This is a genomic window from Chryseobacterium shigense, assembly GCF_014207845.1.
In the GTDB taxonomy this organism is placed as follows: domain Bacteria; phylum Bacteroidota; class Bacteroidia; order Flavobacteriales; family Weeksellaceae; genus Chryseobacterium; species Chryseobacterium shigense_A.
On record NZ_JACHLC010000003.1, the window covers coordinates 260,665 to 287,065 of the forward strand.

The 26,401-nt window shown below is 37.2% G+C and carries 38 protein-coding genes; 31 read left to right on the forward strand and 7 right to left on the reverse strand.

The window, feature by feature from the left end; all coding sequences use genetic code 11:
• Positions 1–14 precede the first annotated feature (14 nt).
• From HNP36_RS13950 to HNP36_RS13975, 6 genes are all read right to left on the reverse strand, one after another.
• Entirely contained in the window at positions 15–2,741 is a 2,727-nt protein-coding gene (locus tag HNP36_RS13950; protein WP_184164753.1) for a hypothetical protein, read from the reverse strand.
• A gap of 82 nt (positions 2,742–2,823) precedes the next feature.
• Entirely contained in the window at positions 2,824–3,795 is a 972-nt protein-coding gene (locus HNP36_RS13955; protein WP_184164756.1) for a hypothetical protein, read from the reverse strand.
• Positions 3,796–4,021: 226 nt separating this feature from the next.
• Positions 4,022–4,795 (reverse strand): hypothetical protein, encoded by a 774-nt coding sequence (locus tag HNP36_RS13960; RefSeq protein ID WP_410494190.1) that lies wholly within the window; start codon positions 4,793–4,795, stop codon positions 4,022–4,024.
• Between the two features lie 37 nt (positions 4,796–4,832).
• Positions 4,833–5,564: an MIP/aquaporin family protein gene (locus tag HNP36_RS13965; protein WP_184164763.1), complete on the reverse strand. Its 732-nt coding sequence runs from the start codon at positions 5,562–5,564 to the stop codon at positions 4,833–4,835.
• A gap of 27 nt (positions 5,565–5,591) precedes the next feature.
• Entirely contained in the window at positions 5,592–7,088 is a 1,497-nt protein-coding gene (gene glpK / locus HNP36_RS13970; protein WP_184164766.1) for a glycerol kinase GlpK, read from the reverse strand.
• Between the two features lie 11 nt (positions 7,089–7,099).
• Positions 7,100–8,698, reverse strand: a complete 1,599-nt coding sequence (locus tag HNP36_RS13975) for a glycerol-3-phosphate dehydrogenase/oxidase (RefSeq protein ID WP_184164769.1) — start codon at positions 8,696–8,698, stop codon at positions 7,100–7,102.
• Positions 8,699–8,814: 116 nt separating this feature from the next.
• On the opposite strand from HNP36_RS13975, the gene HNP36_RS13980 reads away from it, so the two are divergent.
• The 29 genes from HNP36_RS13980 (at position 8,815) to rplQ (ending at position 23,691) form a co-directional block, all read left to right on the forward strand.
• Positions 8,815–9,579 carry a DeoR/GlpR family DNA-binding transcription regulator gene (locus HNP36_RS13980; RefSeq protein ID WP_184164772.1) on the forward strand — a complete coding sequence of 255 codons (765 nt, stop codon included), beginning with the start codon at positions 8,815–8,817 and terminating at the stop codon, positions 9,577–9,579.
• A 248-nt stretch (positions 9,580–9,827) separates the two neighbouring features.
• Complete coding sequence (gene rplC / locus HNP36_RS13985; RefSeq protein ID WP_184164775.1) at positions 9,828–10,454, forward strand: 50S ribosomal protein L3; 627 nt, start codon at positions 9,828–9,830, stop codon at positions 10,452–10,454.
• Entirely contained in the window at positions 10,445–11,074 is a 630-nt protein-coding gene (gene rplD / locus HNP36_RS13990) for a 50S ribosomal protein L4 (RefSeq protein ID WP_076444040.1), read from the forward strand. Before rplC ends, rplD begins: the two co-directional genes overlap by 10 nt.
• A 3-nt stretch (positions 11,075–11,077) precedes the next feature.
• On the forward strand, positions 11,078–11,368 hold the full coding sequence (rplW, locus tag HNP36_RS13995) for a 50S ribosomal protein L23 (RefSeq protein ID WP_034678011.1): 291 nt from the start codon (positions 11,078–11,080) through the stop codon (positions 11,366–11,368).
• A 22-nt stretch (positions 11,369–11,390) separates the two neighbouring features.
• A complete protein-coding gene (rplB, locus tag HNP36_RS14000) occupies positions 11,391–12,212 on the forward strand; it encodes a 50S ribosomal protein L2 (protein WP_184164778.1) in 822 nt (273 codons plus the stop codon).
• Between the two features lie 2 nt (positions 12,213–12,214).
• A complete protein-coding gene (gene rpsS, locus HNP36_RS14005; RefSeq protein ID WP_034702850.1) occupies positions 12,215–12,493 on the forward strand; it encodes a 30S ribosomal protein S19 in 279 nt (92 codons plus the stop codon).
• A 2-nt stretch (positions 12,494–12,495) separates the two neighbouring features.
• Positions 12,496–12,894: a 50S ribosomal protein L22 gene (gene rplV / locus HNP36_RS14010; RefSeq protein WP_111957085.1), complete on the forward strand. Its 399-nt coding sequence runs from the start codon at positions 12,496–12,498 to the stop codon at positions 12,892–12,894.
• A gap of 7 nt (positions 12,895–12,901) precedes the next feature.
• Positions 12,902–13,651 (forward strand): 30S ribosomal protein S3, encoded by a 750-nt coding sequence (rpsC, locus tag HNP36_RS14015; protein ID WP_184164780.1) that lies wholly within the window; start codon positions 12,902–12,904, stop codon positions 13,649–13,651.
• 97 nt (positions 13,652–13,748) lie between these two features.
• A complete protein-coding gene (gene rplP, locus HNP36_RS14020) occupies positions 13,749–14,174 on the forward strand; it encodes a 50S ribosomal protein L16 (RefSeq protein ID WP_040993531.1) in 426 nt (141 codons plus the stop codon).
• 11 nt (positions 14,175–14,185) lie between these two features.
• Positions 14,186–14,374 carry a 50S ribosomal protein L29 gene (gene rpmC / locus HNP36_RS14025; RefSeq protein ID WP_184164783.1) on the forward strand — a complete coding sequence of 63 codons (189 nt, stop codon included), beginning with the start codon at positions 14,186–14,188 and terminating at the stop codon, positions 14,372–14,374.
• A gap of 11 nt (positions 14,375–14,385) precedes the next feature.
• Entirely contained in the window at positions 14,386–14,643 is a 258-nt protein-coding gene (rpsQ, locus tag HNP36_RS14030; protein WP_034669456.1) for a 30S ribosomal protein S17, read from the forward strand.
• Positions 14,644–14,645: 2 nt separating this feature from the next.
• Positions 14,646–15,014 (forward strand): 50S ribosomal protein L14, encoded by a 369-nt coding sequence (gene rplN, locus HNP36_RS14035; RefSeq protein WP_007839504.1) that lies wholly within the window; start codon positions 14,646–14,648, stop codon positions 15,012–15,014.
• A gap of 22 nt (positions 15,015–15,036) precedes the next feature.
• A complete protein-coding gene (gene rplX, locus HNP36_RS14040) occupies positions 15,037–15,363 on the forward strand; it encodes a 50S ribosomal protein L24 (protein ID WP_184164787.1) in 327 nt (108 codons plus the stop codon).
• 13 nt (positions 15,364–15,376) lie between these two features.
• Complete coding sequence (gene rplE / locus HNP36_RS14045; protein ID WP_184164790.1) at positions 15,377–15,928, forward strand: 50S ribosomal protein L5; 552 nt, start codon at positions 15,377–15,379, stop codon at positions 15,926–15,928.
• Between the two features lie 3 nt (positions 15,929–15,931).
• Complete coding sequence (gene rpsN / locus HNP36_RS14050) at positions 15,932–16,201, forward strand: 30S ribosomal protein S14 (RefSeq protein WP_047376574.1); 270 nt, start codon at positions 15,932–15,934, stop codon at positions 16,199–16,201.
• A gap of 145 nt (positions 16,202–16,346) precedes the next feature.
• Positions 16,347–16,745: a 30S ribosomal protein S8 gene (rpsH, locus tag HNP36_RS14055; protein ID WP_048501141.1), complete on the forward strand. Its 399-nt coding sequence runs from the start codon at positions 16,347–16,349 to the stop codon at positions 16,743–16,745.
• A gap of 17 nt (positions 16,746–16,762) precedes the next feature.
• Positions 16,763–17,308, forward strand: a complete 546-nt coding sequence (rplF, locus tag HNP36_RS14060; protein ID WP_184164793.1) for a 50S ribosomal protein L6 — start codon at positions 16,763–16,765, stop codon at positions 17,306–17,308.
• A gap of 15 nt (positions 17,309–17,323) precedes the next feature.
• A complete protein-coding gene (rplR, locus tag HNP36_RS14065; RefSeq protein ID WP_184164796.1) occupies positions 17,324–17,677 on the forward strand; it encodes a 50S ribosomal protein L18 in 354 nt (117 codons plus the stop codon).
• Positions 17,678–17,697: 20 nt separating this feature from the next.
• Positions 17,698–18,219: a 30S ribosomal protein S5 gene (gene rpsE / locus HNP36_RS14070; protein WP_034703137.1), complete on the forward strand. Its 522-nt coding sequence runs from the start codon at positions 17,698–17,700 to the stop codon at positions 18,217–18,219.
• Positions 18,220–18,229: 10 nt separating this feature from the next.
• Positions 18,230–18,406, forward strand: coding sequence for a 50S ribosomal protein L30 (rpmD, locus tag HNP36_RS14075; protein ID WP_007839493.1), 177 nt, complete (start codon positions 18,230–18,232; stop codon positions 18,404–18,406).
• 19 nt (positions 18,407–18,425) lie between these two features.
• Positions 18,426–18,875, forward strand: coding sequence for a 50S ribosomal protein L15 (gene rplO, locus HNP36_RS14080; protein WP_184164799.1), 450 nt, complete (start codon positions 18,426–18,428; stop codon positions 18,873–18,875).
• Between the two features lie 9 nt (positions 18,876–18,884).
• Entirely contained in the window at positions 18,885–20,264 is a 1,380-nt protein-coding gene (gene secY / locus HNP36_RS14085; protein WP_034725974.1) for a preprotein translocase subunit SecY, read from the forward strand.
• Between the two features lie 3 nt (positions 20,265–20,267).
• Complete coding sequence (infA, locus tag HNP36_RS14090) at positions 20,268–20,483, forward strand: translation initiation factor IF-1 (protein WP_027381317.1); 216 nt, start codon at positions 20,268–20,270, stop codon at positions 20,481–20,483.
• Positions 20,484–20,594: 111 nt separating this feature from the next.
• A complete protein-coding gene (gene rpmJ / locus HNP36_RS14095; protein WP_007839480.1) occupies positions 20,595–20,711 on the forward strand; it encodes a 50S ribosomal protein L36 in 117 nt (38 codons plus the stop codon).
• Between the two features lie 9 nt (positions 20,712–20,720).
• Positions 20,721–21,098, forward strand: a complete 378-nt coding sequence (gene rpsM, locus HNP36_RS14100; protein ID WP_002983260.1) for a 30S ribosomal protein S13 — start codon at positions 20,721–20,723, stop codon at positions 21,096–21,098.
• A 12-nt stretch (positions 21,099–21,110) separates the two neighbouring features.
• Positions 21,111–21,500: a 30S ribosomal protein S11 gene (rpsK, locus tag HNP36_RS14105; protein ID WP_040993541.1), complete on the forward strand. Its 390-nt coding sequence runs from the start codon at positions 21,111–21,113 to the stop codon at positions 21,498–21,500.
• Positions 21,501–21,519: 19 nt separating this feature from the next.
• Positions 21,520–22,128 (forward strand): 30S ribosomal protein S4, encoded by a 609-nt coding sequence (gene rpsD, locus HNP36_RS14110; protein WP_184164802.1) that lies wholly within the window; start codon positions 21,520–21,522, stop codon positions 22,126–22,128.
• Positions 22,129–22,161: 33 nt separating this feature from the next.
• The gene (locus tag HNP36_RS14115; RefSeq protein ID WP_040993543.1) at positions 22,162–23,157 is read left to right on the forward strand and encodes a DNA-directed RNA polymerase subunit alpha; all 996 of its coding nucleotides are present in this window, start codon (positions 22,162–22,164) and stop codon (positions 23,155–23,157) included.
• 6 nt (positions 23,158–23,163) lie between these two features.
• Positions 23,164–23,691: a 50S ribosomal protein L17 gene (gene rplQ, locus HNP36_RS14120; protein ID WP_184164805.1), complete on the forward strand. Its 528-nt coding sequence runs from the start codon at positions 23,164–23,166 to the stop codon at positions 23,689–23,691.
• A gap of 167 nt (positions 23,692–23,858) precedes the next feature.
• On the opposite strand, the gene HNP36_RS14125 is transcribed toward rplQ, so the two are convergent.
• Positions 23,859–24,293, reverse strand: a complete 435-nt coding sequence (locus HNP36_RS14125) for a hypothetical protein (protein WP_184164808.1) — start codon at positions 24,291–24,293, stop codon at positions 23,859–23,861.
• Positions 24,294–24,468: 175 nt separating this feature from the next.
• Between HNP36_RS14125 and HNP36_RS14130 the strand changes: the two genes are divergently transcribed.
• Together HNP36_RS14130 and HNP36_RS14135 are read left to right on the forward strand one after the other, a co-directional pair.
• Entirely contained in the window at positions 24,469–25,101 is a 633-nt protein-coding gene (locus tag HNP36_RS14130) for a response regulator (protein WP_184164811.1), read from the forward strand.
• A gap of 6 nt (positions 25,102–25,107) precedes the next feature.
• The gene (locus HNP36_RS14135; RefSeq protein ID WP_184164814.1) at positions 25,108–25,842 is read left to right on the forward strand and encodes a hypothetical protein; all 735 of its coding nucleotides are present in this window, start codon (positions 25,108–25,110) and stop codon (positions 25,840–25,842) included.
• The last annotated feature ends 559 nt before the right edge of the window (positions 25,843–26,401 follow it).

A 26,401-nucleotide genomic window follows, 5' to 3' on the forward strand; every position in this document is an offset into this window, starting at 1 on the left:
AATATTTAAAAAAACTATCTTTTCAAAAAGTATCCGAAATAGCTGCAACTACCCGATAAGCCTTTCATAGTTTCCGTATCTGAATACTGGGATTTCAGCTGGGCAAAATAGGTTCTGTATTTCTGGTTTCTGATATTGTCCAGCTCAGTCTGGTGTGCCTGCTCCTTTTCAGAATACTGAGGATCCGAATAGTTTATATTCGATGCATTTTTAGCCTCATACTGGTAATATTTACCCTGCTCGGCACTGGCCATCTGAAAAAGAACCCTTGCTCTCTGTTCCTTATCCTTTGAAAATTTCAGGGTCTTTTGGTAATAACTGATGGCTGAGTCGAAGTTATCCGGCTCAATATAAGTGGTAGAAAGGAAGTTCTTATAATAGTACCTGTAAGGGTTTTTCCTGTCTGTATTCCAGAAATCATATTTTCCGCCGTTGCTGTTATCAATATCCATCACGAACAGCTGACGGTAATATCCTAAGCTGGAAGTGTTGTACAATAAATTTCCTATAAGCTGACTGGCTTTGGCTGCTTTTTCATCCGTTCCGTTACTGATCTTTTTAAGCTGAATCAGTGCATCTGCCAGTTCCAGCTTATTCATGCTGCCTTTGATGAAAGGGAATGCAGAATAATCTTCAGCTTCCATGCTTTCGGTTTCAGCACTTCCGAAACTTTCCCATACATTGTGCCCAAAAACCAGATTGGAAATATCCCTGAAACCGTTATATTCACCGGCTGCATATTGTTTTGGAGTAATTTTTTCACCTTTGTCCGTCCATTCATAATTCATTCTCGGAATTCCTGCAAAGCCCTGTGCTTTTTCATAATAGGATTTGGCCTTTTCGAAATCAGCCTGTTTCATGGCTCTGTCTCCATAGATCATGCTGAAGAAGGCATTAATATTTCCTACATCATCCATGTTTTTGGCAATAATCTGCTGTTCAAACTGGGTTTTATTTGGTTTCCGATAAAATTCTTCAACACTTTTCACCAGACTTGAATTCGGGTTATACTGAAGATCCGAAAGCTTATTGTTCATCAGGAAAGATTTTCCGTCCTCACCCTGAAGGAAGTAACGGTTGGCAAGAACATCTTTAAGGAAATCCACAGTGGACGGAACTTCACCATAATAATCATAATCATCCGTATTGGTGCTGTCTTTCTTTACTTCTTTTTTTACAAAGTAATCCGCATAATCCTTCATCATATGATCTTCGAAATCTGCATCTATCTTAGGATGAGAGACAATATCATTCAGAACTTTCATTCTTTTGATCTCTTCCAGGTATTCCGGATTGGTTGTTTTGATGTCTTCAAGAATTTCGGAACTGGCTTCATAGTCTTTTTTCAGAAACTTAAGATAGGCATCGGCAATCTGCCAGTATTCATCTTTGGAAGCTTTCTTCGTTTTTTCGGTGAATTTTTCAAGGTCATCCAGATAGTCCTTAGTCTTTTCATCATAACCATAGCCTGATTGAGTATAAAATGGGATTCTGTCCGGATTATTCAGTAGTTCGTTATCGCTCTGATCATTTTTACCCCCATCTGAACTGCCGGATTTTGAACCTCCGAAAAGATTTTTGAAAAACCTTACAATCTTTTGCCAGAATGAAAGCTTTTCCTCTTTTTTTACTTCCGCAGGCTCAGATTGCTTATCTGTAGAAGCTTTATCATGGTCATCCGTATTTCCTTTCTGTATATATACATTGCCTGCTGTATCGGAAGTATAATAATAAATCGGAAGATAGCTTCTTTCAAGCTCATTGATGCTTCTTACCGCCATTACTTTCAGGATCTCGGAATCAGGGTTGATGTCGTACATCTTTTCCATAATAGGAATAGGATTGTTAAAACCTTCATATCCCAATAGGAAATAAGCCATATTCTTTTCATCATTGGTGCCGGCTCTTTTCATGATGTTGCTGAAAGATGCCGTATCCGAAAGTTTCATTGAAACGAAAGCGGATTCTTTACGGTCTTTGCTGTTTATAAAAACCTGGAAAAAATTCCAGTTGGCATCAGCATTCATCTGTTTTCCCCGCTGAGCGCCTGCAAGCTGGTCCAGTGCCATAAAATATACCGTCCCTTTTTGTTTAATGGGTTCTATATAAGTTTTGAAAGCTTCCAGTGCGGCATCATAATTTCTCGTATAATGGTTGAAGCGCACCAGCTGGTACCCATAACGCTGCTTGATTTCCGGATTTCCTGCTGCATTGTACAGGGACGTAAGCGCGTTCACTGTTTTAGCATAATCGATGGAAGTGGCATTTTGCTGCTTCGAAGGACCATAGCTGTAAAACGAATCCGGACTTTCAACATAATTAATGCTCATGTAAGGTTCCAGGTACTTGGCTTCAATTAAATAATCAATGCCTTCCCTGTACTTTTGGTAAAATCCCGTACCCAGCTTCTGTAATAGAGGATTGGTTGGTGCTCCGTTTTTCAAAGCGTTAAGATCATTCATACTGATCTTGTATACCAGGTTTTCCGTTTCCGCATAGTTCAGCTGGTTATTGAAAAACTTTTTCCATGTCTCAATATTATCGTCAGGAATCTGAATTCCTTTATAATCTCCATAAAACCTGTTTGAATACGTAAGCAGGAAAGGGAGATAAGATTTATCTTTAATGATGCTCTGGGTAAACAGGTTGAAATATTCATAATCTGGGTCTGACCATGCACAGGCGTCAGATTTTGTGTAAAAAAGCGATACAACCGCCAGTGAAAGGATATACTTTTTCATATAGTTGATGGGTGTTTTTTATTCTGATAATTAAATTTTGATAAAGTGTACCATATCATATAAATAATTACAATGCAAAACTTTAAAAGTTCCGGTTACTTACAAATTTACTATCTAATTGATAATAAATTATATTAAAATCATGTATTTTTTTCTCCAGAAAACGGGTGACATCCTGTAACTGTTCTTCAGATATTTCTTCCACTTTTATCCTGAAGCCTTTATTGAGGAAGCTTCCGAAATAGAAACCGTCTTTAATAATTTCCACTTCGTTGTCAGATATCTTTTTAAATCCTGGGTTTTCAAGATCTTTCCGGGATAAAGCATTGATTAATTTATGCTTTTCAAGATGGTTGGTGACAATTCCCCACGAATAGATCGGTAAAGCTACATCCATTTTTTTAACAGGATAATCTTCCAGCCTGGAAAGATAGCTTTTCAAAATAGTCACGTCCAGAATAGAATTCCTGTCAGAATTTTCCAGTGGCGAGGAAGTAGAGTAGCACATCAGGTAAACTTTTTCTACAGGCGGAATTCCGGTCTGGATTTTATCTTTAACCTGATGAAGGCGCAATGTACAGGTAACTTCTTTTCCCGAAACTTTTCTAAGTTCTTTTAAAAATTTAAAATAATCATCTCTTGTTCCTGCTGTCCAGTCGCAGTCGATCTGAATTTCATTGTTGATCTTTACATTATATTCTTTAGCCTTCTTCTGGACCAGTTCATGAATATTTTTGGCAATAAACCTGATTTCTTCCGATGAGATTTGATACATAGCCTGATTGGTGATGAAAACAGTCGGTACAATCTGTTTCCCGGTTTGGAAGCTGTTGTCTCGGGTAATAACGGCAACCGGCTGAAATTTTCCATGGACCTTATCGATATCGAAAAACCTGGTGTACAGATAAGGAACCGAAGCCTGATCTAAAGCTTTTCTCTCTTCCTGATCCAGCCTGAGATGTGTTTTCCAGTAATAAAAAGTATAAGCATGATTTTCCTTTCTCTTGCAAGAGGCAAAAAGAAGAAGTATGAGCAGAAATTTTAATACTTTCATCGTTTATACAGTCTGTTTTCGCAGGTGCAGATATTCTGTGCTACACTTTTCATCTAAAAAAAAGCAGTTTCCGGGTTTATTTTTTTCAAAAGTAGTAAGATTTTGGCGAAAACTAAACCGTAAAAACCCGGTGATTGCCTGTTTGAAGTAATTTAGATTATTTTAACCATACAATATAAAAACCACCCCGGAATGAAGTGGTTTTATAATCAATTTAAAATTCAGATTAAAATACTGTAGCCGCCAGCTGAATTCTTGCATATTTATTAGAAGGATTCCACATGGTCATCATAGAAACCGGAAGGCTGTAATGGTCTGTAACTTTGACAGTTTTAGTGGCTTTTACTCCTACATTCACAACATCAAAGCTGTTTTTACCGTTTCCATAAAGAAAATTACGGTCGTTAAGAGCAAAACCTGCCCCTACGAAAGCATCCAGATTTATTTTTTGCCCGGCGATAACCGGATAACTTGCCTGGATATAAGTAGAATATTTATTCTTTTTATAACTTCCGTCTTCCTCTAAAACTACTTCACCTGCATTGGCTCCCCCGTACAGCATAACATCTGCTTCAATATTTATCGGAAAAGAAGGCCCGAAAGTATAATTCGTTCTAAGATCAATGATGTGAGCAGTTCTTCTCTGTGAATAACTGAAAATGTCATCTGCAGCTACGGCGGTATTGATATTTCTGGAGTTATACAGATCCCACAATCCAATATAGAAACGGTTATGTGAATATTGAATGTAATAGTTGATCTCCTTATAATGGGTACCATCTTTATCATCTGCTAATGCTGAAGCGCCCCAGATACCAACTTTCCATTTCTTTTCAGAATCCAAAGCGTAAGAAAGATTTCCCATTACCACTGGCTTATCTGTAATAATCAATCCTCTCCATAAATGGTTATTCTGAATATTGGCGGTAAAATCCAGCCTGTTATTCTTTGTTGCTTCCTCGTTCTCCTGAGAGAATAGCTTTCCTGTGCCTAAAATCATCAGGCATACAATTTTTAAAATTTTCATCGGGTATCTTTTAATGTATTATTCCAAAAAGAACTGCTGCGATAATAGCTCCCAGGATAGGGCCTGCAACGGGAATCCATGCATATCCCCAATCACTGCTGCCTTTTACGGGGAGCAGGGCGTGCATGATTCTTGGGGCCAAATCTCTGGCAGGATTAATGGCATAACCGGTAGTTCCTCCTAAAGATAAACCGATAGCCCAAACCAGTAAGGTAACAGGAAGAGCTCCTACAGAACCAAGGCCTACTTTGGCAGTTGGATCTGCATTCAGGGAAATGCTTGGGTCTGAAAAGTGAAATATGACAAATACAAGTACAAATGTTCCGATAATTTCACTGATGAGATTGGATAAGGTATTTCTGATAGCCGGCCCGGTACTGAAACACGCCAGCTTGGCTCCTTCATCTTCCGTTATGGCAAAATGGTCTTTGTTAAAAAGCCAAACGAGAAAAGCGCCGAGCATTCCACCAAGCATCTGTGCTGCAATATAAGTGGGGACCAGATCCCAGGAAAATTTTCCGGCAACAGCCAGTCCGATGGTTACAGCCGGATTCAGATGGGCGCCGCTTGCCGGTCCTGCAACAGTTACGCCTACGAAAACTGCCAGTGCCCAGGCTGTTGTAATAACAATCCATCCTGAGCTATTTCCTTTGGTGCCCTTTAAGACAACATTGGCTACAACGCCGTTGCCTAATAATATAAGAAGCATTGTTCCTACAAGTTCTGCGGTAAATGGGGTCATAAGTAGTTTTTTTTAATGTTTAGGAATTTAATCTTCAATCCAGCTTTGGGAACGCTTTACTGCTTTATTCCAGAAATGGATCATGTTATCTGCCTTTTCCTTATCCACTTTCGGATGGAAGTCTTTATCTACTATCCATTGAGACTGGATTTCATTGATGTCTTTCCAGTATCCGACTGCCAAGCCTGCAAGATAAGCAGCTCCTAAGGCCGTTGTTTCAAGGGTTTTAGGTCTTGTAATTTTAAAGCCGAAAAGGTCAGACTGTATCTGCATCAGAAGGTCACTTGCAGAAGCACCGCCATCTACTCTCAGTTCGAGGCTCGGTCTTCCTGAATCTGCTTCCATAGATTTTACAATATCATATACCTGGAATGCTATTCCTTCCAAAGTAGCTCTTGCAATATGTCCGTTGGTTGTTCCGCGGGTTACGCCTACAATAGTTCCTCTTGCATATTGGTCCCAGTAAGGTGCTCCCAATCCCGTAAGTGCCGGAACAAAATAAACTCCTCCATTGTCTTCAACGCTTGCTGCCAAGTCATTTACTTCTTCTGATGAATGGATAAGTTTCAGCCCGTCTCTCAGCCATTGTATTGCTGCACCGCCTACAAATACGCTTCCTTCCAGTGCATAGTTTACTTCTCCGTTGATCTTCCATGCAACTGTAGTCAGGAGATTGTTTTTTGAGGAAACAGCTTCTTTTCCTGTATTCATTAATAGGAAGCATCCGGTTCCGTAGGTATTTTTTACCATTCCGGGAGTGATGCACATTTGCCCGAATAGAGCAGCCTGCTGATCTCCCGCAATTCCTGCAATCGGAATTTTGGTGGAAAATAAAGTGGTTGCGGTTTCGCCGTAGATTTCACTGCTCTGTTTTACTTCAGGAAGTACAGATTTTGGAATGTCAAACAGATCCAGAAGATCCTGATCCCATTCCAGAGTGTGAATATTCAGAAGCATGGTTCTGCTGGCATTGGAAACATCGGTAATGAACATTTTTCCACGGGTAAGTTTCCACACCAGCCATGTATCAACCGTTCCGAAACATAATTTTCCTTCTGCCGCCTTTTTCCTTGCTCCTTCTACGTTATCGAGAATCCATTTCAGCTTGGTTGCTGAGAAATAGGCATCCAGTACAAGTCCGGTTTTCTCTTTGATCGTTTCGGCATGGCCCAGTTCTTTTAATTCGTCACAGTATTTGGCGGTTCTTCTGTCCTGCCAAACAATAGCATTGTAAATAGGTTCCCCGGTTTCCCTGTCCCATACAACAGTGGTTTCACGCTGGTTGGTAATCCCGATCGCAGCTACTTCCAGTCCGGAAATACCGGCTTTGGCAATAATTTCTGCGGCAACAGATATCTGGGACGACCATATTTCGTTGGGATCATGCTCTACCCATCCCGGAGTAGGGAAGATCTGTTCAAAATTTTTCTGGGAGATATATTCTATAGCTCCGCTGTGATTGAATAAAATGGCTCTGGAAGATGTTGTTCCCTGATCCAGAGCGAGAATCAGTTTTTCCTTCATACTGCAAATTTTTAGTGATGAGTAATAGTTTTGGGAGAATAAGGTGTTAATAAATATCCTTTTGCTAATTCAATAAATTCTTTTTCCTGCTGATCTGCCCATTCCTGGGTATGTCCTTTTTCTTTGGCAATAAGCTGTGCGATAGTATGAGCGCTGTCAATGGCGGCTCTTGCATCTAAAAACAGAAGACGGACTCTTCGGGCGAGAATATCTTCAATGGTTTCCGCCATTTCGTATCTTATAGCCCAAACTGCTTCTGCAATGGTGAAAGCATGATCCGGATGGATCTTTTGTACATATTGAGGATCGCTGCTCTGTAATGATTTTATAGCGGGTATATCTGATCCATAAACGTACAGATGGCTGGTACGGTCTACCAGTTCCCCTTCCATATTACCATGGATGGACATATTTTCCGTTTGGGAAGGTCCTCCGTTTAAGTGAAGGATCTCGACAGCTTTATCAATGGTGTCCTGCGCCATTTTACGGTAAGTGGTCCATTTTCCGCCGATGATGGAAACAAGTCCTGTGTCGGAAGTAATAACTTTGTGGCTTCGGGAGACTTCTTTGGTGTTTTTACCTCCTTCTTTTGGAGCGGCAAGCGGTCTTAATCCGGCAAACATGGATTTCACATCTTCTCTTGTCGGTTTTTTTGCCAAATATTGTCTGGCTGTATTTAAAACGAAACTTATTTCAGATTCCAAGGCATGTGGCTCAAAGCTTGGATTTTCAAGAAGGGTATCTGTGGTTCCTACCAGTGCCCTGTCATGCCAAGGGACAACAAAAAGAACTCTTCCGTCTGATGTTTTCGGAATCATGATGGCATCATCACTTTTCAGAAAAGATTTATCCAGAACCAAATGAATACCCTGGCTCGGAACTACAAATTTACCGTGTTTAGGGTTATTCATATTTAATATATCATTGGTGAATACCCCGGTTGCATTAATAACTGCTTTTGCGTGAAGTTCATACTGCTGACCGGAAAACTGATCTTCTGCTTCAACCCCGTTTATTTTTCCGGAATCGTTTTTCAGAAGGCCGGTTACTTTCATATAATTAACAGCGCTTCCTCCTTTTTCGATGAGTGTTTGGGTTAGGTTGATTGCCAATCTTGCATCATCAAACTGTCCGTCCTGGTAGACTACACCGCTTGCGAGATTGTGTTGCTCAATAGTTGGAAGCTTCTCAACGGTTTTGGATTTGCTGATGTATTTTGTTTTTCCAAGGCTGAGCTTTCCTGCAAGGAAATCATAGATGGATAATCCTATTTTATAATAAATTCCTCCCCACCATGTATAGTTGGGAATAATGAATGACTGGTTTTTTACTACATGAGCCGCATTTTGAGCGAGCAGCCCTCTTTCTTTCAGGGCTTCTTTCACGAGGCCTATGTCTCCCTGGGCCAGGTATCTTACACCGCCGTGTACCAGTTTGGTGCTTCGGCTGGATGTTGCTTTGGCAAAATCGTGTGATTCCAGAAGAAGGGTTTTGAATCCTCTGCTGGCTGCATCCAATGCCGACCCCAGGCCGCTGGCGCCACCTCCAATGACAATAAAGTCCCATTCCCGGATGCCGGCTAATTTACTGATTTCTTCGTTTCGTTTCATAAATGTTTCGTTTATGTTTCGTTTTCAAAATTATAAATTAAAAATGAAACTGAAAAGAAAATAAATGAAATTTTACTGTTTTCAAAAAAAATGGTATTTTTGATGAAAGAATCAGAATGGAAAAGTTAATACCGAGGCACAATGATATATTAAAGGAACTGGACGAAAAAGGTCATGTTCTTGTACAGGATCTGTGTGAGAAGTTTAATGTTTCATCGGTTACGGTTCGAAAGGATCTGAACTATCTCGAAAGTATAGGCTTGCTTTTCCGAAACCATGGGGGAGCCAGTAAGCACGTGCGCTATGCTTATGAAAGAAATGTGGATGAAAAAGAAAATATCAATGTAGAAGCGAAACAGAATATTGCAAAAGCAGCGTTGCAGCTGATCCAGGAAAATGACTGTATTATTCTGGCTTCAGGGACTACCATGCATTATCTGGCGAGAATGCTTGTGAATTTTGGCCCGCTTACGGTTTTAACCTCTTCTTTAAGGGTAGCTATTGAGCTGTGTAATAATCCTAATATTAATATTATACAGTTAGGAGGGGAAGTTCGAAAAAGCTCAACCTCTATTGTAGGATCCATTTCTGAGGGGATCCTCAAGCAGTTTTCATGCAATAAGCTTTTTCTGGGAGTTGATGGGATTGATATTGATTTCGGTATCAGTACATCAAATGCTGCGGAAGCACATCTGAATCAGTTGATGATTGAATGTTCTGAAAAGGTGGTTATTCTTGGCGACTCTTCAAAACTGAATAAGAAAGGCTTTGGGAAGATCGCTCCTTTGGATCATGTGGATTATCTGATTACTGATAACGGTATTGGCGAGGAAGATAAATCTGCATTGGAGGAAAGGGGAGTTACGGTCATTGTAAAATAAGACGCTTTTTAATTTATTTTTTGTAAAGCCAAATAATTTCCCTGAAAATTTCGTCCTTAATTTTTCAAAATTATCTAATTGATTAAAAATCAAAATATTTTACTCGAAATATTTGTCAGTTCTAAAAATATTCATAAATTTGCACACTCCATTTTAGGGGCGTAGTATGCCTATATCAAAAGTAGAAATTACTTCAGACCTCCTAAATATGTGGAAATTAGAAAGATAAATTTTATTTAATATAAACAATGTCAGGTATTATTGGTAAAAAAATCGGTATGACGTCTTTGTTTAACGAAGAAGGGAAAAACATTCCTTGTACAGTTATTCAGGCTGGTCCATGCTCGGTTTTACAGGTCAGAACCTTAGAAAAAGACGGATACAAATCTGTGCAATTAGGTTTCGATGACAAGAGTGAAAAGAACGTAGGTAAAGCGTTAGCTGGCCATTTCAAAAAGGCTGGTTCTGCTCCAAAAGCTAAATTGGTAGAATTCTACAGAGAATTCGTTGATGAAGTGAAAGTAGGAGAAGAAGTAAAAGTTGATTTATTCTCTGAAGGAGAATTTGTTGACGTAACAGGAACTTCAAAAGGTAAAGGTTTCCAAGGTGTTGTTAAAAGACACGGATTTGGAGGTGTAATGCAAGCTACTCATGGTCAGCACAACAGACTTAGAGCTCCAGGTTCTATCGGTGCTGGATCGGATCCTTCAAGAGTATTCAAAGGAATGAGAATGGCGGGTAGAATGGGAGGTAAGCAGGTAACTGTACAAAACCTTCAGGTATTAAAAGTGGATCAAGAACAAAATCTTTTAGTAGTAAAAGGTGCTGTTCCGGGAGCTAAAAATTCTTATGTAATTATCAGAAAATGGAACTAGTAGTATTAAATACATCAGGAAAAGAGACCGGAAGAAAAGTAACTCTAGACGAAACAGTATTCGGAATTGAGCCAAATCAGCACGCGGTTTACTTAGAAGTTAAACAGTACCTTGCTGCACAAAGACAAGGAACTCATAAAGCAAAAGAAAGAAGCGAAATTACTGCTTCTACTAAAAAACTTAAGAAGCAGAAAGGATCTGGTTCTGCCAGATATGGTGATATTAAATCTCCAACTTTCAGAGGTGGAGGTAGAGTATTCGGACCAAAACCAAGAGATTACAGATTCAAACTGAACAAAGCTCTTAAGAGATTAGCAAAAAAATCTGTTCTTTCTCAGAAAATGAGAGATAACAGCATCAGAGTTTTAGAAGATATGAGCCTAAACGCTCCTAAAACTAAAGATTTCATTACTTTATTAGATGCATTGACACTAAACGGTAAAAAATCTTTGTTTATTCTTCCTGAAGCTAACAAGAATGTGTATTTATCTTCAAGAAACTTACCTAAAACTAAAGTAATGAACTTCAATGAAGTGAGCTCTTACGATTTAGTAAATGCAGGTGAGATTGTATTCTTCGAAGGTGCAGTAGAAAAATTCCAGGAAAATTTAAAGAAATAAATCATGTCTATTATTATTAAACCAGTTATCTCAGAAAAGGCTAATTACCTTACGGATTTAAGAGGTTCTTATTCTTTCTTAGTAGATACTAAGGCGAATAAAATCCAGATTAAAAAGGCTGTAGAAGCAGCTTACGGTGTAAAAGTAGCAGACGTTAACACAATGATTTATGCTCCGAAGGTTTCTTCGAAATACACTAAAAAAGGTCTTCAAGTAGGAAAGACAAACAAATTGAAAAAAGCGGTAATCAAACTTGTTGAAGGTGAGGTTATCGATATTTTTGCTGTAAATTAATTATCAATTATAAATAATAGTAATGTCTGTTAGAAAATTAAAACCTATCACCCCAGGACAGAGATTCAGAATTGTAAACAATTTTGAGGAAATTACTACCAACAAACCGGAGAAATCTCTAACAGTTGGTATTAGTAAGTCAGGTGGACGTAACCAAACTGGTAAAATGACCATGCGTTACACCGGAGGTGGACACAAAAAGAAATACAGAATTATCGACTTCAAAAGAAACAAGCATGACGTTGAAGCAACCGTTAAAACTGTAGAATACGATCCAAACAGAACTGCATTTATCGCTTTATTAGAGTATGCTGACGGAGAGAAGAGATACATCATCGCTCCAAACGGTATCAAAGTAGATCAGAAAGTAGTTTCAGGAGAAAGCGTAGAACCAAACGTAGGTAACGCAATGAAATTGAAAAATATTCCATTGGGTACCGTAATCTCTTGTGTTGAAATGAAACCTGGACAAGGTGCTATTTTAGCAAGAAGTGCTGGTTCTTCAGCTCAATTAACTTCAAGAGACGGAAAATACGCAATCATCAAATTGCCTTCAGGAGAATCAAGAATGATCCTTACTGAATGTTATGCAATGATTGGATCTGTTTCTAACTCCGATCATCAGTTAACTGTTTCAGGTAAGGCTGGTAGAAGCAGATGGTTAGGTAGAAGACCTAGAACTAGACCGGTAGTAATGAACCCTGTAGATCACCCAATGGGAGGTGGTGAAGGACGTTCTTCTGGAGGTCACCCAAGATCTAGAAACGGTAAACCGGCTAAAGGTTACAAAACTAGAAAGAAAAACAAAGTGTCTAACCGTTACATCGTATCTAAAAGAAAATAATTATGGCAAGATCACTTAAAAAAGGACCATTCATTCATCATACTTTAGATAAGAAGGTTCAGACAAACATAGAGTCTGGTAAGAAGACAGTTATCAAAACTTGGTCTAGAGCATCGATGATCTCTCCGGACTTCGTAGGACAAACTATTGCTGTACACAACGGGAAATCTTTTATCCCTGTATATGTTACAGAAAACATGGTAGGTCACAAGTTAGGCGAATTTTCTCCAACAAGATCTTTCAGAGGTCATGGTGGTAACAAAAACAAAGGAAGCAGATAATCATGGGATCAAGAAAACAAGATAGTTCAATCGCAAGAAAAGAAGCTAACAAAGACGTTGTAAAAGCTTCATTAAATGACTGCCCATCATCTCCGAGAAAAATGAGATTAGTTGCTGATATCATTAGAGGAGAGCAGGTAGATAAAGCTCTTTATATCCTAAAATATTCTAAAAAAGAAGCCTCTAACAAATTAGAGAAATTACTTCTTTCTGCTATGGCAAACTGGCAGACTAAAAATGAAGGTGCTGATATTGAAGAAGCAAACCTTATCATTAAAGAAATCTTCGTGGATAGTGCAAGACAATTGAAGAGACTAAGACCAGCTCCACAAGGTAGAGGGTACAGAATCAGAAAAAGATCTAACCACGTTACATTAATCTTAGGTAATAAAGAAAATTAATCAAGGTATGGGACAGAAGACAAATCCAATTGGTAACAGACTAGGTATCATCAGAGGATGGGATTCTAACTGGTTTGGCGGAAACGATTATGGAGACAGAATCGCGGAAGACTACAAAATCAGAAGATACCTTGAGGCTAGATTATCTAAAGGTGGTATTTCAAAAATTTATATTGAAAGAACACTAAAATTAGTAACAGTGACAATCACTACTGCCAGACCGGGACTTATCATCGGTAAAGGAGGTCAGGAAGTTGATAAATTGAAAGAAGAATTGAAGAAACTTACAGGTAAGGATATTCAAATCAATATTTTCGAAATCAAAAGACCTGAACTTGATGCAGTATTGGTAGCTGACAGCATCTCTAAGCAGATCGAAAACAGAATTTCTTACAGAAGAGCTGTTAAAATGGCGATGGCAAGTACAATGAGAATGGGTGCTGAAGGTATCAAAGTTCAGATCTCCGGTAGATTGAACGGAGCTGAAATGGCAAGAAGCGAATCTTTCAAAGAAGGAAGAATCCCATTGTCTACTTTCAGAGCTGATATCGATTATCACTGGGCAGAAGCTCACACTACTTACGGTAGATTAGGAGTAAAAGTTTGGATCATGAAAGGAGAAGTTTACGGTAAAAGAGAACTTGCTCCATTAGTGGGACAACAGAAAAAAGGAGGTCCGTCTGACAGAGGAAACAGAGGAGGAGAAAGAGACAACAGAAGACCTAGAAAGAATAACAATAATAACAATAATAATTAAAAATTTTAGATAGAAATTTTGAATTTTAAATTACCGTTACTTTTTTAAAATAAAAAAAATCTAAAATCTAAAATCTAAAATCTAAAATTTAGAAATTATGTTACAACCAAAAAGAACCAAATTCCGTAGAGTTCATAAGATGAAGATGAAGGGGATTGCTCAGAGAGGTAATCAACTTGCTTACGGAACTTTTGGAATCAAAGCTATAGAAGGTGCTTGGATTACTGCAAGACAAATTGAGGCTGCCCGTATCGCTGCGACAAGATATATGAAGAGAGAAGGTCAGCTATGGATCAAAATCTTCCCGGATAAGCCAATTACTAAAAAACCAGCGGAAGTACGTATGGGTAAAGGTAAAGGTGCCGTGGAATATTGGGTAGCTGTAGTAAAACCAGGTAAGATCATGTTCGAAGTAGGAGGTGTTCCTTACGAAGTAGCTAAGGAAGCTCTAAGACTTGCAGCTCAGAAACTACCGGTAGTTACTAAATTCGTAGTTGCTAACGATTTTGTTAAACCTCTTTAATCTTTGATACAATGAAACAAGCTGATATTAAAAATTTAAGCGCGGGTGATATTCAGGCGAAACTTACTGAATTAACAGCTCAATATTCAAAACTGAAATTGGCTCACAAAATCAGTCCAATTGAAAACCCGATCCAAATCAGAGATTTGAGAAGAACAATCGCTAGATTAAACACTGAGTTAACCACTAAACAACAATAAGATTTTCATACATTATGGAAAGAAACTTAAGAAAAGAAAGAATCGGAATAGTTTCCAGCAATAAAATGGAAAAGACCATTGTTGTAAGTGAGACTACGAGAGTGAAACACCCGATGTACGGTAAATTCGTATTAAAAACGAAAAAATATACTGCACACGACGAAAACAACGAATGCACAGAAGGTGATACAGTTCTTATCCAGGAAACTAGACCTTTGAGCAAGAACAAGAGATGGAGATTAGTAAGAATCATTGAAAAAGCTAAGTAATAATGTTACAAACAGAATCAAGATTAAAAGTTGCTGATAACACAGGTGCTAAAGAAGTATTGGTTATCAGAGTTCTGGGAGGAACCAGAAGAAGATATGCTTCAGTTGGTGATAAAATCGTTGTTACTATCAAAGATTCTACACCATCAGGAAACGCAAAGAAAGGTCAGGTATCTAAAGCTGTAGTAGTAAGAACTAAAAAAGCGGTTAGAAGAAAAGATGGTTCATACATCAAATTCGAAGACAATGCTTGTGTATTACTAAACGCAGCAGGAGAAATGAGAGGAACACGTGTTTTCGGACCGGTTGCTCGTGAGTTGAGAGACAAAGAATATATGAAAATCATTTCATTAGCTCCTGAAGTACTTTAATTTTAAAAATTTTTAAAAGAAAATGTCAAAGTTAAAAATAAAAAGAGGAGATAACGTCATCATTACTACTGGTAAGAAAGATATCAAAGGTAAGACAGGTGAAGTTATTGAAGTGATCAAAAAAGAAGGAAAAGACCCAAGAGTTATCGTTGCAGGACTTAATATCGTTAAAAAACACGTTAAGCCTTCAGCTTCTAACCCTCAAGGTGGAATCACTGAAAAAGAAGCTTCTATTCATATCTCAAACGTAGCTTTAGTTGGTAAAGACGGAAAAGCTGTCAAAATCGGTTATAAAATTGATGGAGATAAGAAAGTAAGAATCAATAGAAAAACGGGTGAAACTTTATAATTTGAATTAACACATGGAATTTATAGCAAGACCCAAAAATATATACAAAGAGAAAATTGTTCCTGCAATGATGGAAGAATTTGGGTACAAATCAGTAATGCAAGTACCTAGGTTAGAAAAAATCATCCTATCTCAAGGTTTAGGTGATGCCACTGCAGACAAGAAAATCATTGATTACGCTGTAGAAGAATTAACAATGATTACCGGCCAGAAAGCTGTTGGTACTATTTCTAAGAAAGACGAAGCTGCTTTCAAATTGAGAAAAGGTATGCCAGTAGGGGCTAAAGTAACATTGAGAGCTCATAAAATGTATGAATTCTTAGACAGACTTACTTCTTCTGCATTGCCGCGTATTAGAGATTTCTCTGGTATCAAAGCTGAAGGTTTCGATGGTAGAGGTAACTATAACTTAGGAATCACTGAGCAAATCATTTTCCCTGAGATCGTTATCGACAAAGTGAAAAAAATCCAGGGGATGGACATCACTTTCGTTACTACTGCGAAAACAGATAAAGAAGCGAAAGCATTATTAACTCACTTCGGTTTACCATTTAAAAAGAACTAAGAAATGGCTAAAGAATCAATGAAAGCGCGTGAGCGCAAAAGAGAAGCACTAGTTGCTAAATACGCTGACAAAAGAAAAGCTTTAAAAGAAGCTGGTGATTATGAAGGACTTCAGAAATTACCTAAAAATGCTTCTCCTGTAAGATTACACAACAGATGTAAACTAACAGGTAGACCTAGAGGATACATGAGAACGTTTGGTATTTCCAGAGTAACTTTCAGAGAAATGGCAAACAACGGTCTTATCCCAGGTGTAAGAAAAGCCAGTTGGTAATAATTACTAATTAATCGGGACAATTAAGTTGTTCAGATACTAAAGATAAAAAATATCAGACCTAGGAAATTCTGAAGTCTGATATTTTACTCTTCAAGTCTTTGCAAAACTGTTTGTCTTTAACCAATAATTTTAAAATAGAAAAATGGTAACAGATCCAATTTCAGATTTCCTAACAAGAGTAAGGAACGCACAAAGCGCAGGCCACAAAGTGGTGGAAATTCCTGCATCGAAAATCAAAAAGGAGATTACTAAGATCTTATTTGATCAAGGGTATATCTTAAACTACAAGTTTGAAGATAGCGCTGTTCAAGGAACGATCAAAATCGCTTTAAAGTATGACAAGCAAACTAACAAACCAGCTATTAAATCTATCCAGAGAGCTTCTAGACCAGGTTTAAGACAGTACAAAGGTTCTGCGGAACTTCCAAGAGTACTGAACGGTTTGGGTATAGCTGTTATCTCTACTTCTAAAGGGGTAATGACTGACAAGAAAGCTAGAGAAGAAAAAGTAGGCGGTGAAGTAATCTGCTATGTTTATTAATTTTTAATCAGAGGAAAATGTCAAGAATTGGTAAAGCAATTATAACAATTCCAGCTGGAGTTACTGTCACTGAAAACAATGGTGTAGTAACTGTAAAAGGAGCAAAAGGAGAACTTTCTCAGGAGCTTACAGCAGGAATTACTTTAGAACAGAAAGATGGTGAGCTTAATGTAAACAGACCATCTGATTCTAAGCAACACAAAGCGCTTCACGGTTTATACAGAGCGTTGATCGCCAACATGATCGTTGGTGTTTCAGAAGGTTTCGAAAAGAAACTAGAACTGGTAGGAGTAGGATACAGAGCTTCACACACAGGTCAAAAACTTGAGTTAGCTTTAGGATTCTCTCACGGTATCGTACTTGAACTTCCAAGCGAAGTAAAATTAGATACATTGACTGAAAAAGGTAAAAACCCTATTATTACTTTAACGTCTCATGACAAGCAACTTCTAGGAATGGTTACTGCAAAGATCCGTTCTTTCAGAAAGCCTGAGCCATACAAAGGAAAAGGTGTAAGATTCGTAGGAGAAATTGTTAGACGTAAAGCTGGTAAATCTGCTTAATAAATTATAAGTATTATGGCATTAAGTAAATTAGAAAAAAGAATAAGAATCAAAAGAAGAGTAAGAGGGAAAATCTCTGGATCTTCTGAATTGCCAAGATTATCTGTATATAAAAGTAATAAGGAAATTTACGCTCAGTTAATCGATGATAAAAATGGTACAACTTTAGTTTCCGCCTCTTCAAGAGAAAAAGGTGTTGACGCTAAAGGTACTAAGACTGAAATTTCTGCTGCCGTAGGTAAAGCTATCGCTGCTAAGGCTGTTGCTGCAGGAATCGAAAGTATTGTATTTGACAGAAACGGATTCGTGTACCACGGTAGAGTGAAAGCTCTTGCTGACGGTGCTAGAGAAGGAGGACTTAAATTCTAATCATAAAAATTTCGGAAAATATGTTAGGACTAGATAATATAGAAAGAGTAAAACCGGGAGGATTAGAATTAAAAGATCGTCTCGTAGCTGTTAACAGAGTAACAAAAGTAACAAAAGGAGGTAGAGCTTTCGGATTTTCTGCTATCGTAGTAGTAGGTAACGAAGACGGAGTAATCGGTCACGGTCTTGGAAAATCTAAAGAAGTAGCTTCTGCAATTGCTAAAGCTGTTGAAGACGCTAAGAAAAACCTTGTGAAAGTTCCTGTAATGAACCACACAATTCCTCACCAAACTACTGCAAGATACGGTGGTGCAGATATCTTCTTAAGACCTGCTTCTCACGGTACAGGACTTATCGCCGGTGGTGCGGTAAGAGCGGTATTGGAATCTGCCGGTATCCATGACATCCTTTCAAAATCTAAAGGATCTTCTAACCCTCACAATGTAGTGAAAGCTACTTTCAAAGCGTTATTGGATATCAGAAGACCTGAAGAGATCGCTAGAATGAGAGGAGTTTCTCTAAGTAAAGTGTTTAACGGTTAATATTAGAACAATGGCAACAATCAAAGTAAAGCAAGTAAGAAGCGCTATTGGAAGAACAAAAACCCAAAAGAGAACGCTTGAAGCATTAGGATTTAAGAAACTTCACCAAGTTGTAGAGCACGAAGCTACACCTTCTATTTTAGGGATGATAGCTGCAGTTAGTCACTTACTTGAAGTTCAAAAATAATTTTTAAAATAATTTTAAAATGAATTTAAACAACATAAAGCCTGCTGCAGGTTCTACTTTCAATTCAAAAAGAATTGGTAGAGGACAAGGTACAGGAAAAGGAGGTACTGCTACGAAAGGACATAAAGGTCAGAAAGCTAGAGCTGGTTATTCTCAGAAAATCGGTTTCGAAGGTGGACAAATGCCTTTACAAAGGAGATTACCTAAATTCGGATTCAAAAACATAAACAGAAAAGAGTTTAGAGGCGTAAACCTTGATACTATTCAAACTTTAATCGAGAACAAATCCATCACCGGAGATATCACGAAAGAAGTTTTAGTAGAAAACGGGATCGTTTCTAAAAACGAATTAGTGAAAATTATGGGTAGAGGAGAATTGAAATCTGCGGTTTCAATCTCTGCTGACAAGTTCACTAAATCTGCTGAAGAGCTTATTGCTAAAGCAGGTGGAAAAGCAATTACCTTATAATACTTACTAATGAAAGAATTTATACAAACCCTTAAAAATATTTGGAGCCTAAAGGAATTAAGAGACAAAATTCTCTTTACGTTAGGTATTATCCTTGTGTATAGATTCGCATCTTATATCTCACTTCCCGCAATTAACCTTGCAGAAGTGGGAGATCTCTTAGAGCATTATAAAAATCAAGGCGGTAACAAGCAAGGAGCAGGTCTCCTTGGCTTGCTTTCGTCGTTTACGGGGGGAGCTTTCAGCCACGCTTCCGTAATGGCGTTGGGAATCATGCCTTATATTTCTGCTTCTATTATTGTTCAGTTGATGGGGATGGCTATTCCTTATCTTCAGAAACTTCAGAAGGATGGAGAGTCAGGTAGAAATACATTGAATCAAATTACAAGATGGTTAACTATCGGAGTTTGTTTAGTACAGGCACCTTCTTATTTAACTTCTATTACTCAATTATTCTTACCATATGCTCAGTTCTCATCTGCATATTATGTAGAGCCAAATTCCATTATGTTCTGGTTACCAAGTATTGTAATCCTGGTTGCCGGTTCAGTATTCGCAATGTGGTTGGGTGAGAAAATCACCGACAAAGGTATCGGAAACGGTATCTCTATCCTTATTATGGTAGGGATTCTTTCAAGATTACCAGAAGCATTCGTACAGGAAATGGCAGTGCAGAACGGAAAAGGAGGAATGGGATCTATTATGATCCTTATTGAAGTAATATTCTGGATGCTGGTAGTTCTTTTAGCTGTAGTATTATCTGTAGCTGTAAGAAAAATACCAATTCAGTATGTAAGCAGAGCTCAAGCAAGAGGAGGTGTAAACAGAAATCTTATGCAGGGAGCAAGACAATGGATCCCATTGAAAGTTAATGCTGCTGGTGTAATGCCGATTATCTTTGCCCAGGCATTGATGTTCGTACCAGGATTATTGACGAAATTCGATGAGTCCAATACCTTTCTTGCAGGTTTCAAGAATGTTTTTAGCTGGCAGTACAACGTATTGTTCGCGCTATTAATTATTATCTTCTCATTTTTCTATACTGCAATTACAATTCCGGTAAACCAAATGGCTGATGATTTGAAGAGAAACGGAGGTTTAGTACCGAAAGTAAGACCCGGTAAAGAGACAGCTGATTATTTAGATGATATTTTATCAAAAATTACCTTGCCAGGTGCAATATTTTTGTCTATCTTTGCAGTCCTTCCGGCAATAGTGCATGGAAGCTTTGTTCAGACAGATGCGTTTGCCCTATTTTTCGGGGGAACATCATTATTGATTATGGTGGGCGTAATTTTAGATACAGTTCAACAGATTAATACCTATCTGCTGAACCATCACTATGATGGCTTAATGCAGTCTAAATTGTCAAGAACGACTGGATATTAATTTATGGCAAAACAAAAACATATTGAACAAGACGGCGTTATAACGGAAGCACTTTCGAACGCCCAGTTCCGTGTAGAGCTGGAGAATGGGCACATACTTATTGCTCATATTTCCGGTAAAATGAGAATGCATTATATTAAACTTTTACCTGGAGACAAGGTAAAACTAGAAATGTCTCCCTATGATTTATCGAAAGGGAGAATCACATTTAGATATTAAAAACAAACGCCAAATGGAATGTATGTTCCATTTGGCTCTTGTTGAAAAATAAATACTATCAAAATGAAATCGTAAGATTCCATTGGTCAGTAAAAAAAATAAATATTTCAAATGAAAGTTAGAGCATCAATTAAAAAAAGAAGTGCTGATTGCAAAATCGTACGCAGAAAAGGTGTACTGTTCGTAATCAACAAGAAGAACCCAAAATTTAAACAAAGACAAGGCTAACATTAAATTATGGCGAGAATTGCAGGTATTGATTTACCAAAAAACAAAAGAGGTGTTATCGGTTTAACTTACATCTACGGAGTTGGAAGAAGTACTTCTTCCGAAATCCTTAAAGCTGCCGGTATCAGCGAAGACAAGAAAGTCAACGAATGGAATGACGATGAATTGGCTGCAATCAGAACATATATCTCTGAAAACGTAAAAGTAGAAGGAGAATTAAGATCTGAAGTGCAATTGAACATCAAGAGATTGATGGACATAGGATGCCAACGAGGAATACGTCACAGACTAGGACTACCTTTAAGAGGCCAGAGAACGAAAAACAACTCTAGAACCCGTAAAGGAAAGAGAAAAACTGTTGCTAACAAGAAAAAGGCAAGTAAATAATCGTTAGGAATTATGGCAAAACAAACTAAAGTAGTTAAAAAAAGAAAAGTAAAAGTTGAAGCTATTGGTGAAGCGCATATTCAGGCTTCTTTCAATAACATCATCATTTCTTTAACAAATAAAAACGGAGAAGTTATCTCTTGGGCATCTGCCGGTAAAATGGGTTTCAGAGGTTCTAAAAAGAATACTCCATTTGCTGCTCAAATGGCAGCTGAAAATTGCTCTGCTGTAGCTCACGAAGCTGGTTTAAGAAGAGTAAAGGTGTATGTGAAAGGTCCTGGTGCAGGTAGAGAATCTGCAATCAGAACAATCCACAATTCAGGAATTGAAGTTAGCGAAATCGTTGATGTGACTCCTATGCCACACAACGGTTGTAGACCACCAAAAAGAAGAAGAGTTTAATTTTTAGAATTTACCCATTATGGCAAGATATATTGGACCTAAAACTAAGATTGCTAGAAAGTTTGGTGCTGCAATCTACGGAGATGATAAAAACTTCGAGAAAAGAAAAAACCAACCGCCAGGACAACATGGTCCTAACAAAAGAAGAGGTGCTAAAAAATCTGAATATGCAATTCAGTTAGCTGAAAAGCAAAAAGCTAAATATACTTATGGTATTTTAGAAAGACAGTTTGCTAACTTATTTGAAAAAGCACACAGAAGCAAAGGAGTAACAGGTGAAGTACTTTTACAACTTTGCGAATCTAGATTGGATAACGTAGTATACAGATTAGGTTTTGCTAAAACAAGATCTGCTGCTAGACAATTAGTTTCTCACAGACACATCACTGTGAACGGAGAGCTGGTAAACATTCCATCTTATTTGCTTAAAGCAGGTGATGTAATCGCTGTAAGAGAAAAGTCTAAGTCTCTTGAAGTGGTTTCAAATGCATTAGCTTCCAAAGCAAATTATGAGTGGTTACAATTCAACGATGAGAAGAAAGAAGGTACTTTCGTTTCTGCTCCTGAAAGAATCCAGATTCCGGAGGAAATCAAGGAACAGCTTATCGTCGAACTTTACTCTAAATAATTTTTTAATCAAATTTTTGCTCAACCCAATAATATGGCAATTTTACAATTCATAAAACCCGATAAAGTAATTTTACTTAACTCTGATGAATTTAAAGGTCAATTCGAATTCAGACCTCTAGAACCAGGTTTCGGGCTTACAATCGGTAATGCTTTGAGAAGAGTGTTGCTTTCTTCTCTGGAAGGATACGCTATTTCATCTATCAAAATAGAAGGTGTAGAGCACGAATTTTCAACCATTCCAGGAGTAATCGAAGATGTTACCGAAATTATTCTTAACCTTAAGCAGGTAAGATTAAAAGCTTCAGCAGAAGGCCAGGCCAACGAGCAGGTAGTTGCTAAAGTTTCGGGGCAGACGGTTATTACTGCTGGTGATTTAGGAAAGTCTATCAACGGATTTGAGGTGCTGAACCCTGATCTTTTGATCTGCAACCTAAACAGTGATGTAACTTTCGAAATTACTTTCAATATTGAAAAAGGTAGAGGATATGTTCCTTCAGAACAGAATAAGTCGAACAATGCACCTGTAGGTACTATTGCTATTGACTCTATTTTCACGCCGATCAAGAAAGTACAATACAGCATTGAAAATTATCGTGTAGAGCAAAAAACAGACTACGAAAAACTTGTATTAGATATAGAAACTGATGGTTCCATCAGTCCTCAAAATGCTTTAACTGAAGCTTCCAAGATATTAATTTATCACTTCATGCTGTTCTCTGATGAGAGAATCACGCTTGAAACTGAAGCTGTAAAAGCATCTATCCAATACGACGAGGAAACTCTTCACACAAGACAATTACTTAAGTCTAAATTAGCAGATATGGATCTTTCCGTAAGAGCCCTTAACTGTCTGAAAGCAGCTGAAGTAGAAACTCTTGGAGAACTGGTTTCTTACAGTAAGTCTGATTTGATGAAATTCAGAAATTTTGGTAAAAAATCTTTGACAGAACTAGAAGAATTAGTGCATTCAAAAGGTCTTAACTTCGGTTTCGACGTTGCAAAATATAAGTTAGACGCTGATAAATAATTAATAATGAGACACGGTAAAAAATTCAATCACTTAGGAAGAACAGCTTCTCACAGAAGTGCTTTACTTTCTAATATGGCTTGTTCTCTAATTGAGCATAAAAGAATCAACACTACTGTAGCTAAAGCTAAAGCTTTAAGAGTATATGTTGAGCCTCTATTAACAAAAGCAAAAGAAGATACTACACATAACAGAAGAGTAGTATTCTCTTACCTTCAAAATAAATTCGCGGTTGCTGAATTATTCAGAACTGTAGCTCCTAAAATCGCTGAAAGAAACGGTGGTTATACAAGAATCATCAAAACTGGTTTCAGACAAGGTGATGCTGCTGATACTGCTCTTATCGAGTTGGTAGATTTCAACGAGCTTTACAACCCGAATGCTGAAGAGAAAAAAGCTACAAGAAGAAGCAGAAGATCTACAACTGCTAAAAAAGCTGAAGCTGTAGTAGCTGAAGCTCCAAAAGCAGAAGAGAAAGTTGAAGAGCCTAAGGCTGAAGCAGCTGACTCTGCTGAAGAGAAAACTGAAGAATAATATTCATTCAGATATAAATGAAAAGCCATCCAGATTTTGGATGGCTTTTTTATTTTCCTTTAATGATGAGCAGCTAATATTTTAAAGTAAATAGTTATTTCATTATTCGCTGTTTTACTACAAGTTTAGTATTCTCTTAAACCCAGAAATATAGAACCTGTATCGTGTTAAATTTTTGTTCTCTTCAATTCAATAACACTATTTCCCTGCTCAAGATGGAGACTGTCTCCTTTCACTCTTGCAGTCATATCATCTTTTTTATAGATGGTTTCCCCGTCTTTTGTTTCCGCTTTAGGTAATGTAAACGTTTTCTTGTTGCTGGTAATGGCAACATTACTTTCCTTAGGATCGTTTTTGAATACTACTTTTACCAATGTTCCGTCTGTAGCTTTGTAAACAAAATCTGTTTTTTCTGTCTTCTGGCCGTTCACTTCCATTGTTGAAGAACTTTGGGTTACAGAATCAATTTTTCCGTTGTTGTCTGTAATTACAGTCTCTGAACTGTCGGTTTTGATGATACTTTTGTTTCCGCTTTCACTTTTTTTACAGCTGGTTAATAATAATGCCACAGCCGAAATTGCGATTAAAAGGCTTTTTCTCATGATATTTATTTTTTAATGTATGGGATATTAATTGTTTTCTATTGTAACAGAAATTTAACTAAATTAATAGAAACAAAAAACAAACCAATAACCCTGAACTCAAGCCCCTAAATTACACAAAAGTGTAATTGACTCCGTCTTGTTTTCTGCTGATATTTGTCGTAAACAAAAAGCAATGAGCATCTCGATAGCCATAGTAGAAGACGAAAAGAACTACAACAATGCGTTGAAGAAAGTCATCGATTATCAGGATGACATGAAGGTAGTTGCCCAGTTTTTTGATGGAAAAGATGCCTTGAAAAACCTCCCCGATATTTCTCCGGATGTAGTGATGATGGATATCCAGCTTCAGGATATGCTGGGTATTGAAATCATTGAAAAGCTGAGAAAAGAAATGCCGGAAACAAACTTCATCATGTGTACCAGTTTCGAAGATGATGAAAAAATATTTAATTCTTTAAAAGCCGGTGCGATGGGCTATCTCATTAAAGGGGAAAGTATGGATAAGATTCTTTCTTCCATCCGGGATGTATACAATGGCGGAGCACCCATGAGCCTCTCCATCGCAAGAAGAGTTTTAAGCCATTTTGAAAGAAAACTCCCTGAAGCTAAAGATTTTGATGATCTCACCGAACGTGAAAAGGAAATCCTGGAACTTCTTTCACAGGGACTTCTTTACAAAGAAATCGCTGATAAAAAATGTATAAGTATTGATACAGTAAAAAAACATGTAGGAAACATCTACAGAAAGCTGCATGTCAGCAATAAAGTAGAAGCTATAAATAAATTTAACCATTTTAAAAACTAAAACATCATGAAAACCCAATTATCAGATCTTTTCTTTAGCACCCAGATGGTGGACAAAATGAAAGTACTTCTTGAAGCATTTGCTTTAAAACCAATGCCTGATGATGATTTTAAAGAATTTGTGCAGGAATTTAATTCTTTAAAAAACGGAAGTGGAGTACCTTTCACTGGCAGTATAATTGTTGACCGACAGTTAATGGATATTATATTACGTTCTTCAAAGAAGTATGCTAATTTTTGCTTTGTTGAACGAAATGGGAATATTTCTTTAGCACTTCATCTATCAAATGATGTTACCGCTGTGGATTATAGCGATAGTGTTTATTATTTAAAAGATAGTGGAAAACAGGTTGATGGAATGGCAGTATTTACTTTAGAAGAATTTCCTACACTGATGGATTTTCTTAAGGATAGAAATAATTATAAAGAAGGACTAGGTGATTATATTAATCAAATAACAAAAAGAGTTAATACCGAGATTGTATCTTATGAAAAAGAAGATCTTGCTCTATTTAATTATAATATGCTTTTAATTTATGGGGGAAGATGGGAAGATTTCAAATACGTTAAAATAAGTTTTATTATTTTTAAAAGGATAATAGGATCCGGACTTGATTTTGAATATAAGAAAAGACTTGGAAGAATTTCCTTTGCCATGCAATACTGTTTTGAGAACCCAGACAAAACAATAAAAACGATGTCTCTTAGTAGTCCCTCTGACATAACCAGTTTATGGCCTTAACCATATTTTATTATATATATTGTTGCGGTTTATTAACTCTCACAATATTATTTTTTACTTTGGGAATAAAAAAGAAATTTTATTCCCAAAGTTTCTTTTTTGTTTATCTCATAGTTACCTTATTAGTTGATGTAATAATAGGTTTTGTAGAAAAGATTTTGAATGTAGATGAACCCAATGCATTAAGATTTAATTTTTATATAATCTTTAGTATACTGTATTTTACATATTTATTTTGGGACAAATTTCGCTGGAATATTTTTTTGTTTATCCTTTTATTATTGTCTGTTTTCTCTATTTTTTTCATGAAAATAGATCTTTTCAATAATATTTTTGACCTAAAATTAGGTTTTATTATTTCGTTTTATTATATAGTGATTGCACTTGCATGGCTATTAAAGAAGAATTATTATTTCGATGGGGAAAAAATTATTAATAACCCATTATATTGGATTAGCCTATCTCAAATTGTCTGGGCGAGTTTTTTTATGTTGAGAACAGTGCCTATGTATTATTTTAATGAATCAAGCAAAAGTATTTTAAACTTTAGTAAAATACT